Below are 12,841 nucleotides of genomic sequence, written 5' to 3' on the forward strand. Positions count from 1 at the left end.
CAACGCGCATGTGGAATCAATTTACAGACTATGCAGATCACCTGCCCAATTTCTTCTGGAACCTGATATTGGCTGGTATCGCGGTCATTTGCGGATGGCTCATCAAATTATTGTTATCGGTATTTATCCGGCAATCAGTGAAACAACAACAGGAGTTTTCATTGGTACATAGTATTCTTTACCGGCTGGGAAAAGCTTTCAACTTCTTTTTACCCTTGCTGCTGCTGAATATGGTGCTGCCACTGATGCGCGTGAACCCAAAGTTTGTGCCGGTGATGAGCAAAGCTGCCGAAATTGCCTTAACGTTGTCGTTTGCGGCATTGATCATCGGCGTTATCAAAGTAATGGAAGACTATGTTTACCATACGTATGACCTAAACAAAGTAAACAACCTGAAAGAGCGGAAAATACGTACGCAGTTGCAGTTTATCCGTAAGTTATCCATCTCCATTATACTGGTACTCACGGCCTGTGTGATACTACTGAGTTTCGACAGCCTGCGAAAGCTGGGCGCCGGGTTGCTCACCGGTGTGGGGGTGAGTGGTATCATTATTGGTTTTGCGGCGCAGAAATCGTTGAGCAACCTGCTCGCAGGCTTCCAAATTGCGTTTACACAACCTATTCGTATCGATGATGTGCTAGTGGTAGAAGGCGAATGGGGACGGGTGGAAGAAATTACCATGACCTATGTGGTACTGAATATCTGGGACCAGCGCCGGCTTATTCTGCCTATTAATTATTTTATAGAGAAACCTTTCCAGAACTGGACCCGCACCGGCGCAGAAATATTGGGAACCGCCTTCTTCTATATGGATTACACGGTGCCGGTAGACCTGGTAAGAGCAGAATTTGAAAGACTATTGTCGCTTTCCCCGCTGTGGGACAAACGCGCAAAAGCGCTACAAGTAACCAATACCAGCGAACGAACCATTGAAGTGAGGGCATTGATGAGCGCTGCTACTTCCGGCAACGCCTTTGACCTACGCTGTTATATCCGGGAAAACCTTATTAAATACATCCGGGAAAATCATCCGGATAGTTTGCCTAAAACCCGCGCCTTTATTGAAAATGGGCCGGCTTCAACGTAACCTTTTTTCCAACATCACCAGGTGTTTACACTGGATGCCGTTTTCATAAATCGGTTCCTGGTAATGCATCATAAAATAATCTTTCTTCACCGCAGTGATTTCAAATCCCTGCCGTTGATATAAATACAATTGTGCAATACTGGAATTGCCGGTGCCGATCACCAGTCGCTTAAACCCATTGGCCCTGGCTCTTTGCGTGGCATCCTGTAACAATATTTTACCAAAACCTTTTCCCTGCCAGGCCGGGTTAACTGCAATGTTTTTGATCTCCAGTTCATGCTCACCATTGGCGTACAACACATAGCTACCTATCACTTGCTGGCCCTGTACCATTACATAAATTTCCGACTGGGACAGATAAGAGTTGATGGCTATCACGGAGGGGTCGGCCAACAGTAAAAGGTCGTAGGGAATTTTTTCGCCGGGGCTTAATTTCCGGATAATAGTATCTTCCTGCAGAGTGGTCATTTGCTAAATGATTTTGTTATAAATACATCCTGTTTGAACTGAATCCCGGGTAACTGCTACACATAGGGTCTGGGGAACCGGCTAACAAAATCAAGATACAAAAAGGATTTAGCATTTTAAGCAATACAACGAAAGTTATTCGACGTATTGCTTAAAATGCCAGACGTGATGTTATAACGATAGGTACTGACGCTTCACATTATGTCCTTCCACCGCTATTTGTGCACCGCTGTTAGCACCTACGGCCGCACCGCTGATGCTCACTGTTTTTTGTTCACCAGGTAACACCGAGAGGTAGTTATCACTATAGAACACCGGTAAAATCCGTTGCTTTGTTTGCGCATTCACCAATGATACCCGGTTGAAAAATGCTACGGGATTGCCGGCTGGATTACTGATCGTTACTGTGATGCTATCTGTACCTGCTTTCTGTGCAGTTATCTTCACCGCTGCTGCCGGCATTTGTTGGAGGCCGGAGTAATTTCCTTTGCCATCGGCCAGCCAGTAAAGGTTTTCATCAACCACCTGCTGTTGCGCATTTAGGAGACGTAAAGAAAAGAATACGCCCTCTTTTTCGCTCATCTTATCAATCACACCTTTTAAAGACATGAATTTTTGCACGGTAGTGGGGCCTACTTCTACAAACAACTGTGTCAGCAAAGTATCGCGCCCTTTCATATCGTAGACTTTTAACTCCAGCATCAGATCGCGGGCATAGTGAAAGGTGTTGTTAACGGCCATCACCATACCGTCTACCGGATCGTACATCACATGCAGTGGCGTAGCGCCTTTGCGGGTACCATACAGGCAGGCATTGGGATCCAGGTAATAATCGTACATCTGTCCCCGTAGTGCCGTCCATGGGTTCTGGGTTTTCCAGATGATAACGCCGGTATACCAATCCCACATATGTGCACTGAAGCCTTCCATCAATGCGCGATACTGATCATAGTTAACCATCTGTACTTTGTTGGCCCATTCCCTTAAGTCCGTGGTTTTACCATAGGGATCCACTGATTTATTATAAGCGATGTATTTATGATAATCCCATACAGCATCGGTTTTACCGGTTTGCGGATCAGGTGTTACGAGATTTTCCTTTGGTAAAAATCTCTCCAGTGATTCATAGTCGCCGGTGCCTACGGATCCAACTTCCGAGTTAAACGGAAACGTGCGATAGCTCCAGAAATAAGGTACGGACTGGATACCATAGGGTCCATCGCCGTTCCCACCAATGGCGTTATAGGACATGCTGTCCGAGTTGGAATAGTCGAAGAAATACCGGGTACCATCCAATGCGGGCAGGATAGAATCCTTCATGGCGTGGAATATATCTGCCGGAGGCGTAATCTCATTTCCTCCACACCAGAAGGCCAGGGAAGGGTAGTTACGCACCAGCTTTACCTGGTCGGCTACACTTTCCAGGAAGAGGGAGTGATTATCGGGGTAGCTCCGGCGGGTCCATTGATCGTCTTTTTTCATGGGGTCCTGCCAGCGCCCATTACAATCGCCGGATATCCAGAAGTCCTGGAATACCAGCAGGCCGTACTTATCGCAGGCTTCAAAAAATTCCGGTCTTTCTGTTAAGCTGCCACCCCATATCCGGATAAGGTTCAGGTTCATATCACGATGGAAGCGTACTTCCGCATCATAACGCTCTTTGCTGAAGCGGAACATGGCATCGGAGGTAATCCAGTTGCCGCCTTTGATAAATATTTTCTGTCCGTTTACTGCTATCTCGCGGCTACGGGTATGGTTGTTCCAGTAAGTCTGTATTTCGCGGATACCAAATTCCACGTCTTCGGTATCATCGGTAACGCCGTTGTTCACGAACTGCAACTGCATATGATACAGCTGTTGCGGGCCATAACCGGCAGGCCACCACAAAGCCGGATTTTTCATCATCATATCCGGCAACTGCACGGTAGTAGTGGAGTGCGGCGGCAACGTTACTTTCTGCACGGCCATACCGCCGGTAATATTATAACGCAGCGTGCCACTCACGCTTTTGCCACTGGCATTTTCCAGGTCGGCTGACACCAGGATAGTGGCGGGCGCCTGTGTTCCTTCCGGCTTGCGAACACCCGGTACACGGGTAATTACATGTGGATCTTTGATGCGCACGGCGCCTGTTTTCTCAATAAATACTTTATCCCATATGCCGGTGTTACGGTCGCGCATAGGCTGTATCCAATCCCAGCCAGCCGTGTATTGCGGACCTACATTTTTAGCAATGGTGCCATCGCCTCCCTGTCCGCCATTTGGATTACCGGGAAACACGGGCGGATACACGATTACTGCCAGGCGGTTGTTACCATTCTTTGCCAGCCAGGGTGTAATATTATAGGATTGACGCAGGTAGGCGCCAACATGTGTAGTGGCATTTACTTTATGACCATTCAGGAAGATGTCGCAGCCGTCGTTGACCCCTCTGAAATGCAGCCATACCTGTGCATCGCCGGTGGCGGGTTTCTCCGTAAAATCTTTTACAAACCAATAGGTGTAATGATCCCGTCCTGTTTGCCAGATATCGGGGATCTTTTCATTATTCATGCCGTACAGGGGATCCGGTACCTGCTTATTGTTCAGCAGGGTGGTTAACACGGTACCCGGTACGGTGGCGGGTGTCCAGCCGGCGAGCTGATAGCCCGGATCTGAAATTTGTTGTCCCGTAGCTGTTATCCCGGCAATGTTCCTGCATTGCCATCCGCTGTTGAGTTCATATTTTTCCTGCGCTGATAAGGACCCGGCGGCCATTAACAGTAAGCAGGCAATCGATGCTTTCCGAAATATCATGAGATCAGTTTTACAGGCTAATACGATGCCTGCAAATATAGGCTAACGTGCTCCCCCGTCAAAACCGCTCCTCATTGTTCAGCCAATTCTTTTACTGCTATCAGTGCCTTGGGAAAGGTAGACTCGAAATAGCTTTTAAACGATTCATCACTATCCATTTCTACCAGCAAGGTTGTTTGTCCGTTCGCTTCTGTCAGTTTATAGTTTTCAGTGGCGCCGGCCCAGGCTTTCACGTTGTCACTACTCACGTCTTCTACCCCATTTTTGATATCTCCCAGGTGTTTGAAAGACATGAACTCATCCGGCACCTTAGCGGCAATGGTAGATATCATTCCATCATTCTTACCGTCCAGGAAGAGCGTACGGCCACCCACCTGCCAGTCTGTTACTATTTTGGATCCTTCCGCAAAAACGGCCGTCCATGCAGGATAAGTGTGATCCCCCCAAAGTACTTCCCATACCTTATGACGGGGCGCATTAATAGTGGTGTTGAATGTTAACTTTTCCATGATTACTCATTTACAAGGTGAACCGATAGTTTGTTATACTTATTGCGATATTCCAGTGGCGTAAGCCCTGTTACTTTTTTGAATACTGTTCTGAACGACTTGGTATCGATATAGCCAACATCATAAATCACTTCATTGATGTTTTTGGTGCTGGTTTCAAAGTCCCTTTTGGCTGCTTCTATTTTTATCCGCTGAATATATTCCACGACGGTGTTACCGGTCGATTTTTTGAATCGTCTTTCAAAGGTCCTTCTCCCAATGGCTGTCAAATCTGACAGTTGATCTACGGTAATTTTATCCTGGTAGCTGGCTTCAATAAACTCCTGTGCTTTGAGAATGGGTTCATCGTTATGTGTTTTTTGTCCTTCGAAGATGATAAAGGGCGACTGGCTTTGGCGCTCCAGGTCAATCTCGTAGGCTTTGGACGTCATGATGGCGATATCTCTGCCGGCGTATTTTTCTACCAGGTATACAATGAGGTTGAGATAGGAATAAGCGCCGCCGCTGGTATAGATACCATCTTCTTCGGTGATGACACGGTCATCCATCAGGTTTACTTTGGGGAACATTTCCCTGAATTGTTTGGCCATTTTCCAGTGGGTAGCACAGGCTTTGCCATCCAGCAATCCGGTGGCAGCCAGGAAAAACGCACCCAGGCAAAGACTGGCAATGGAAGCCCCCCTTGCATGTTGCTCAATGATCCAGGGAATGAAAGCTTTATTTTGCTCGGCTGCTGCGGCCTGGTTACCATGCAGCGCGGGTATAACGATCAGGTCTGTTTTCTTTACCTCCTTAATCAATACATCCGGGTTGATGGTAAACAAGCGGTTAGGCTGATTCACTACTTTGGAGATGCCCACCAGCTGTACTTCAAACAGGGGTGGCCGTCCTTTGTCGGCCAGGAAATTGTTCAGATCCATAAAGATCTGGTAACTGCCTTCGATATTAACAACACTGGTATGGCCTAATGGCACCAGGATGGAGATATGTATCATTATCTGTGAATATAAATGAATGAATGCCGCAAATAACCTATGAATTGTCGCTATCTCCCCCCTTCAGAGTCCCGGTAGCTTACGATTTTTGTAAAGTATTTCTCAAGCGCAAAAAATGGCTATAATGACGAGCATCCACACCTACCTTACTTTCAACGGCAACTGCCGGGAGGCAATGATCTTTTACAAAGAATGCCTGGGTGGGGAATTGCTCCTTCAAACCATTGGAGAATCCCCGATGTCGGTCGGTATCCCCGCTTGTATGAAGCATTTTATTTTGCATTCGAGTCTTACCAAAGGCTCCCTGGTGATCACCGGCTCCGATATGGTGCCTGAAGCAGGGCTAACAACCGGGAATGCTGTTTCTTTACTACTCAACTGTAATTCAGAAGACGAAGCCCGCACTTTTTATGCTAAATTATCGCAAAATGGCGAGGTCACACAACCACTGGAAAACACCTTCTGGGGAGCGCTCTTTGGCACACTAACGGATAAATTCGGTCATCACTGGCTCATCAATTTTGAAGGGAACCGCTATCAATAGCCGTTATATGCCTTTTCCAGCGTAGCAATATCCAGCTTCACCATCTTCATCACTTCCGCCATTACCTTGCCGGACCGTTCCTTATCTGCTACCATGCTACTCAATTTGGCCGGTACAATTTGCCAGGACAGGCCGTATTTATCCTTCAGCCAGCCACACTGACTTTCCTTACCACCGTTTGCCGTGAGCTTATCCCAGTAGAAATCTATTTCTGACTGGTTTTCACAATTGACGGTAAAAGAAACTGCTTCTGTAAAAGGAAACAAAGGCCCTCCATTGATAACAATGAATTGCTGTCCATCCAGCTCAAAGGTGGCGCTCAGCAGCAGCCCTTCCTGCATTCCCATTCCCTTGCCATAGTACGATTTATTAAATACACGGCTCTGCTTAAAAACAGACGCGTAAAAATCCATGGCTTCCTCTGCATTGTTGTTGAACCACAGTGACGGTATGATCTTTTGCATAACACTAGATTTAGGTGATCTGTTGTTACAAAGATACCTGTCGTTTTACTCATAGTAGAGGTGTATAAGCGACATTCTAAAGGGGGACATGCGACAATTATTCACTGGCGTTTTTCTGACCTTTTAGCCCGCTGCTAACGGGTAGCCCTGCACGAAAAGCGGGAATATTTGGGTCAAATGAATTATTTTGTTATTCATTTACTTGTTTTATGCAGCTAAGATTCCACATGCGCCTTGTCCTGCTGATGGTAAGCCTGCTGGCGCCTGCCATTTGCCCCGCCCAAACGGATACCACGCCACTGTTCCGGGTGATTGCATTTTACACTGCCAAAAGTGATGCAGCCCATATCAGCTTTGTACATGAAGCCAACTCCTGGTTTCCGAAAATGGCCGCGCAGCATCATTTCAGTTATGATTCCACCAACAACTGGCAAAACCTGAATGCCGCATTTTTATCGAAATACCAGGTAGTCATTTTCCTGGATACCCGCCCGGATGATCCGGCACAACGCGCTGCCTTCCAGCAATACATGGAGCATGGCGGTGGATGGATGGGATTTCATTTTGCAGCATTTGCCCTTACACCATCAGATTTCCCGGACAACTGGCACTGGTATCACCACACCTTCCTTGGTTCCGGGGCCTATGGCAGTAATACCTGGCGACCTACGGCGGCCCTGCTCCGCGTAGAAAATCATCAGCATCCCGCCACCAAAAATTTACCGGATACTTTTTCTGCCTGCCCGAATGAGTGGTATCGCTGGAGTAACGACTTGCGCAAAAATCAGGATATCGATATCCTGTTATCCATAGATCCCCGGAGTTTCCCGCTGGGTACAGGTCCTAAGCCCTATGAAATCTGGCATAGCGGCTATTACCCTGTTGTATGGACCAACAAAAAATATAAAATGATGTACCTGAATATGGGACATAATGATATTGATTACGAACATCACACCAATAAGGAATTATCTTCCACGTTTGGCAGCAAAGCGCAAAATCAATTGATACTGGATGCGCTGATGTGGCTGGGAGAGAGCCGAAAGCAGAAAGGCGAAAGCAAAAAGCAATTGTAGCGAATGATTAGAGCGGATTTTGTCTTTGTTCAGGATTAAACTGATTATGCTGATTATATTTTAAAGATCTAAGAAGATTATAGGAAATAAAAATCATTATAATCAGTTTAATCCTGAACAAAGACAAAATCCGCTCTAATAGCTCCTGCTATTCCATAAATGCTTCTATTTTCTTTTTTTCAGACAGCTTCACAAATTGTCCATACTTCTCCAGGTATTCTTTTGCCACGGGTGTAAATCCTGCCTTGTCTTGTTTATTTAGCAGGTAAATAGTTTTTGCCCGGAGATATATTTCCTCCCCGGTAGCGCCATAGGGATTAACACTGGCGGAGATAGCGGACCAGTCGGGGTTAGCGCCGTTATCGGGCATGGCGGGAGCGATGAGGTCCTGGTAAATGAGGTTCATCATTTTCACGGCTGCCTGCCTGGCGCCCATGGCTTTATCAATGGCATCCATATTATTACGGATGATGGTAAAGCCGGTGTCCTTTGTGCTGCTGGTTACCTGCATGACATAACGGAGATCATCTTCTGAATAAGGTGGCTTTATCAGGGCCAGGTAATCGGCGCCTGCCGCGGCGGCGCCTTCTTTGTCGCCAGCCTGTACCGCCATCATTGCCATTTTTCTCAAAAATGCGGGTTCTCTTTTTCCATTGATGTATTCCTGCAATACAGCGCTGTAGAGGGCGGCAGGGTCTGTGATATCAGCGTCTGCCGCGGTGACCTCCGGGAGTGTACCCAAGTCGGGATTGAGCGGGGCGTGTATTTTCCGGATTTCGGCAAAAGGGATTTTTATCACCTGGCGGTCGTAGGTCAGCAATCCATTTTGCTCTCCTTCCACGTCAAATGGCTGGGTGTAAATGCTGGCAGAGAGACCTTGTCGCTGCAGCAGTTGTAAATGCTGGTTCATGATGGCATACTTTGCTTTCAGGGCGCCCGGCTTTTCCAGGATGTAGCCCCAGGCGCTGCTCATATTCCACTGGTGATCCGGAATAAAGACGCCGATGCCGCCAAACTCGCCCAATACCTGTGCTTTGCCGGGCATCCGGATGGCATTCATTGGATTGGGATAGCTGTGTACATCGGTCAAATCGGCGCTGATGTAGGCGTTGGGGCTTGGGCTACGTAGCTTGTCATTCACGTAAAGATATTCACCTGAATGCCCGTTCACCAAGCGGGAAGGGTCCGTACGTTTAATCCATTCCGTTAAACGTTGCTGATCAAACTGTCCCCATTTTTCATTGAAGAGTACCCAGGTGGTGATAGCCGGATGGTTGCGTAGTTGCGCCAATGTTTCCTGGCATTGTTGCTCAAAAGCGGCTTTGGCGCCTTCCGGCAAACTATGATTGGGACTTACCATATCCTGCCAAACGAGGATGCCCAGTTTATCTGCCCAGTAGTACCAACGGGCAGGTTCCACCTTAATATGTTTGCGAATGGTGTTGAAGCCCATCGCTTTAATAACTTTGATATCAAATGCCAGTGCTTCATCTGTAGGTGCGGTATACAGGCCGTCGGGCCAAAAGCCCTGGTCCAGCGTTCCCAGGTTAAAGTAGGGTTTGTTGTTCAGGAATATACGATCCACCCCTTTATCATCTTTGGCGATGGAAATTTTCCGCATACCAAAATAGCTTTTCACTTTGTCTACCGGCTTATTTCCTTTCAGCAAGGTAACAGAGAGGTCGTATAGAAAGGGGCTGGCGGGCGACCACCATGCAGCGTCCGGTATTTTCAGCTGCAGCGTAGCGTTGCTGCTGCCTTTGATACTGCCTACTTCCGTCCCTGCTTTGTAGGCCACTGCTTCTACGTTGTAGCCGGCGGGTGCATTGACCGTAACGGCCAGGGTCCCTTTGTCGATATCCGGTACCAGGTGTAAATTGGTAATAAAGTCGGTGGGCACCGTTTCCAGCCATGCGGTTTGCCAGATACCGGAGCTGGGGGTATAGTAGATATCGGCAGGATTCAATACCTGTTTGCCATGTGGACCGATCCCCCGGTCGGATGGATCATATACTTTGAGGAGCAGGGTATTTTCGCCAGGTTTTACGGCCGCGGAAATATCAATGGTAAACTCCGTATAGCCGCCAGTGTGACTCCCCACTGCCTTTCCATTTACATATACATTGGTTTGCCAGTCCACGGCACCGAAGTGCAATAGTATTTTTTCGCCGCTGCGGGGTGTGATGTTGATGGAGCGCCGGTACCACAACCGCTGATCCGGTAACAGGGTTTTCTTCACGCCGGAGAGGGCCGATTCCAGGGGGAAAGGCACCAGTATTTGTCCGTCGAAGGTAGCGGGTGTTTGCGCGTTGGCGGATGTAATGGCATATTCCCAGAGGCCGTTGAGGTTTTGCCAGTTGCTGCGTTCCAGTTGAGGACGGGGATATGCCGGTAATGCGTTTTCCGGGCTGACTTCTTTCGCCCAACGCGACTGAATAGGTATGGGCTGCATTTTATATCCCTGTTGGGCAAATAGGGGCAGCGTCAGCATAAGGCCCATGGTGTTGGCCAGTAACCAATGTTTTACGGTCAATTTTAACATAGTGGTGTTGAAAATTAAACTTTAAGGTTAATTGAGTACGATAGAAGGGTTAGGCTATAAAAATCGGCTGAGTATTTGATTCCTCTGAAAAACAGGTCCGGGCGTTGAACAAAAAGTAACAAAATATACATCATTATCTGGATAAGCGGGAAATGATTCACTCAATCGATTGATTAACTGCCTTAATATAGCATCAAAAACCTTTGCTGGCGGGCGCTGCGGGTAATTGCTATTAATTTCTTAAAACCTGTTTATAATTAATAAATAAAGAAAAAATTATATAGTTTTGCGCCCACAACCTAAACCGTAGTAAGCGAACATAACCTACAACGATCACACTTTTAAAAGAGTAACATGCAAAGCTTAGGCATAAAAGGCCGCTGGAATGCTATCTGTCACGCAATTAGTAATATTCCTCCTAAATATCTTTATATCCTTTTTTTGTTGATGGCTGTTGGCATCTCCATACATTCCTGGTTTTCTTCCCAGGATATGGAGAGATGGACCCGTTACAACAACTTCCTGATCTTCAAGGATGCATGGTCGCACCTGGTGCATAACAAGGACCTTTACGTATTGTATCCGGACGAATATTACGACCTCTATAAATACAGTCCTTCCTTTGCCATGTGGATGGGTGTATTTGCCTGGATGCCGGATGTACCGGCATTGATTTGCTGGAATATCATGAACGTAGTGGTATTCCTGGTGGCTATCCGGACGCTGCCGGTAAAGAAAGAAAAGCAGTCTGTTTTCCTGTTGTTTTTGGCTATTGAGATGATGATTGCATTGACCAGTTCACAGATCAACGTTTTTATAGCGGGCTTTTTCATACTGGCCTGGCATGCGATGGAAAACAAAAAAATCTGGTTGGCAGCTTTACTACTGGTGGTGACTATTTACATCAAAATATTTGGTATAGTGGCGTTGTCATTGTTTTTGTTGTATCCGCAACGCTGGAAATCAGCTTTATATACTGCTTTCTGGGCCTTGGTGATTGCCGTAATGCCTTTAATGGTGATTTCTTCAGACCAGTTGATCTTCCTGTATAAGAGCTGGGCACACTTGCTGGCGAATGATTATTCCGCCTCATATGGAGTGTCTGTAATGGGCTGGTGGCATACCTGGTTTAATATGGATATTTCCAAACAGGCGTTTATCCTTACTGCAGCAGCTATATTTATCTTACCTTTTATCAAGATACTTTACAGCAGGGACACGAAATTTAACCTGAACATGCTGGCGTCTGTATTGATCTGGGTGGTTATTTTCAACCATAAAGGAGAGTCGCCTACTTATATTATTGCGTTAACCGGTGTGGCCATCTGGTATTTCACGCAACCACCTACCCGCGTTAATACTACGCTGGCAGTGCTTACACTGGTATTTACCTCCTTCTCATCAACGGACCTGATTACGCCTTACTGGATCGCCAGAACTTACGTGGAACCATACGCTGTTAAAGCGGTTTTCTGTTCTATTGTGTGGGTAAAAATTGTACTGGAACCATTCTTTGCGACACAGGCCAGCCAGGTAGTAATGGCAGAAGAACATTATAAAGCCGCATAAAGCGGAATTACGAATTACGAATTACGAATTACGGCCTGATAAGAAGATTATAGCGAATCACCTTCGCGTTTACTATCTTCCTATCAGGCCGTAATTCGTAATTCGTAATTCGTAATTTCTTATTACCTAGCTCTGTTTTCTTACATATTTCGTCAATATCACAATCACCTGTCCTTCTATTTTACCTTCTATTTGTTCGGTATTATCTTCTACCAGGCGAATATTCTTTACCACTGTACCCATTTTGGCGTTGAGGGTAGAGCCTTTTACATCGAGGGATTTGATCAGCACTACGGAGTCTCCGTTTTGCAGCACGGCGTTGTTACTGTCGCGGTGCAGGTCTACCGCACTGTCATTTTCATGATCGCCGGTAGCTTTAGCCCAGGCCAACGCTTCATCGTTCAGGTAGATCATGTCCAGGTTGTCCATGGCCCAGCTTTCGTGCTTCAGGCGGTTCAGCATACGCCAGGATACGATTTGTACACCTGGGATCTCACTCCACATGCTGTCTGATAAACAGCGCCAGTGGTCACTGTTCAGCTCCGCTTTCTTTTCGATCTGCGATTGGCATTGCGCACAGATCATGATACAGTTATCCTGATCGGCATAAGATTGAGGAGGTACTTCATAAACATTCAACGTATCAGTGGCCTGACATAGTTCGCACTTATTGTCGCTCCTTTGCTGTAATAGTTCGTTCAGCTTCATAATGTCCCTTGTTGTAAAAAAATGGGCACAAAGGTACTCTTTTTTTAAGCTAGTGGGGTCTGCCGGTAAAATTTCGTTAGTC

General features: G+C 46.7%; 11 protein-coding genes. 4 read left to right on the forward strand and 7 right to left on the reverse strand.

The genetic code is table 11. From position 1 onward, the window contains the following. Positions 1 to 8: 8 nt before the first annotated feature. The gene (locus AC5ZC7_RS17915; protein WP_496157537.1) at positions 9 to 1,088 is read left to right on the forward strand and encodes a mechanosensitive ion channel domain-containing protein; all 1,080 of its coding nucleotides are present in this window, start codon (positions 9 to 11) and stop codon (positions 1,086 to 1,088) included. Here AC5ZC7_RS17915 and AC5ZC7_RS17920 read toward each other — a convergent pair. From AC5ZC7_RS17920 to AC5ZC7_RS17935, 4 genes are all read right to left on the reverse strand, one after another. Next, a complete protein-coding gene (locus AC5ZC7_RS17920) occupies positions 1,080 to 1,556 on the reverse strand; it encodes a GNAT family N-acetyltransferase (RefSeq protein WP_496157536.1) in 477 nt (158 codons plus the stop codon). The genes AC5ZC7_RS17915 and AC5ZC7_RS17920 overlap by 9 nt on opposite strands. 171 nt (positions 1,557 to 1,727) lie before the next feature. Then, entirely contained in the window at positions 1,728 to 4,352 is a 2,625-nt protein-coding gene (locus AC5ZC7_RS17925) for a glycosyl hydrolase 2 galactose-binding domain-containing protein (RefSeq protein ID WP_496157534.1), read from the reverse strand. A gap of 71 nt (positions 4,353 to 4,423) precedes the next feature. Next, on the reverse strand, positions 4,424 to 4,861 hold the full coding sequence (locus AC5ZC7_RS17930) for an SRPBCC family protein (protein ID WP_496157533.1): 438 nt from the start codon (positions 4,859 to 4,861) through the stop codon (positions 4,424 to 4,426). Between the two features lie 2 nt (positions 4,862 to 4,863). Then, positions 4,864 to 5,856, reverse strand: coding sequence for a helix-turn-helix domain-containing protein (locus AC5ZC7_RS17935; protein ID WP_496157532.1), 993 nt, complete (start codon positions 5,854 to 5,856; stop codon positions 4,864 to 4,866). Positions 5,857 to 5,980: 124 nt separating this feature from the next. Between AC5ZC7_RS17935 and AC5ZC7_RS17940 the strand changes: the two genes are divergently transcribed. Beyond that, the gene (locus AC5ZC7_RS17940) at positions 5,981 to 6,400 is read left to right on the forward strand and encodes a VOC family protein (protein ID WP_496157531.1); all 420 of its coding nucleotides are present in this window, start codon (positions 5,981 to 5,983) and stop codon (positions 6,398 to 6,400) included. On the opposite strand, the gene AC5ZC7_RS17945 is transcribed toward AC5ZC7_RS17940, so the two are convergent. After that, the gene (locus AC5ZC7_RS17945) at positions 6,394 to 6,864 is read right to left on the reverse strand and encodes a VOC family protein (protein WP_496157530.1); all 471 of its coding nucleotides are present in this window, start codon (positions 6,862 to 6,864) and stop codon (positions 6,394 to 6,396) included. The genes AC5ZC7_RS17940 and AC5ZC7_RS17945 overlap by 7 nt on opposite strands. A gap of 209 nt (positions 6,865 to 7,073) precedes the next feature. Here AC5ZC7_RS17945 and AC5ZC7_RS17950 point away from each other — a divergent pair, with 209 nt between their 5' ends. Next, the gene (locus AC5ZC7_RS17950; RefSeq protein ID WP_496157529.1) at positions 7,074 to 7,940 is read left to right on the forward strand and encodes a ThuA domain-containing protein; all 867 of its coding nucleotides are present in this window, start codon (positions 7,074 to 7,076) and stop codon (positions 7,938 to 7,940) included. A gap of 148 nt (positions 7,941 to 8,088) precedes the next feature. Here AC5ZC7_RS17950 and AC5ZC7_RS17955 read toward each other — a convergent pair whose 3' ends face one another. Further along, positions 8,089 to 10,482 carry a sugar-binding domain-containing protein gene (locus AC5ZC7_RS17955; protein ID WP_496157528.1) on the reverse strand — a complete coding sequence of 798 codons (2,394 nt, stop codon included), beginning with the start codon at positions 10,480 to 10,482 and terminating at the stop codon, positions 8,089 to 8,091. A 354-nt stretch (positions 10,483 to 10,836) separates the two neighbouring features. Here AC5ZC7_RS17955 and AC5ZC7_RS17960 point away from each other — a divergent pair, with 354 nt between their 5' ends. Continuing rightward, positions 10,837 to 12,051 (forward strand): glycosyltransferase 87 family protein, encoded by a 1,215-nt coding sequence (locus tag AC5ZC7_RS17960; RefSeq protein ID WP_496157527.1) that lies wholly within the window; start codon positions 10,837 to 10,839, stop codon positions 12,049 to 12,051. Between the two features lie 126 nt (positions 12,052 to 12,177). Here the strand turns inward: AC5ZC7_RS17960 and AC5ZC7_RS17965 are convergent, their stop codons facing one another. Further along, the gene (locus AC5ZC7_RS17965; RefSeq protein ID WP_496157526.1) at positions 12,178 to 12,759 is read right to left on the reverse strand and encodes a PhnA domain-containing protein; all 582 of its coding nucleotides are present in this window, start codon (positions 12,757 to 12,759) and stop codon (positions 12,178 to 12,180) included. Positions 12,760 to 12,841: the final 82 nt, after the last annotated feature.

It is taken from the genome of Chitinophaga sp. 9-1-y (genome assembly GCF_059511905.2).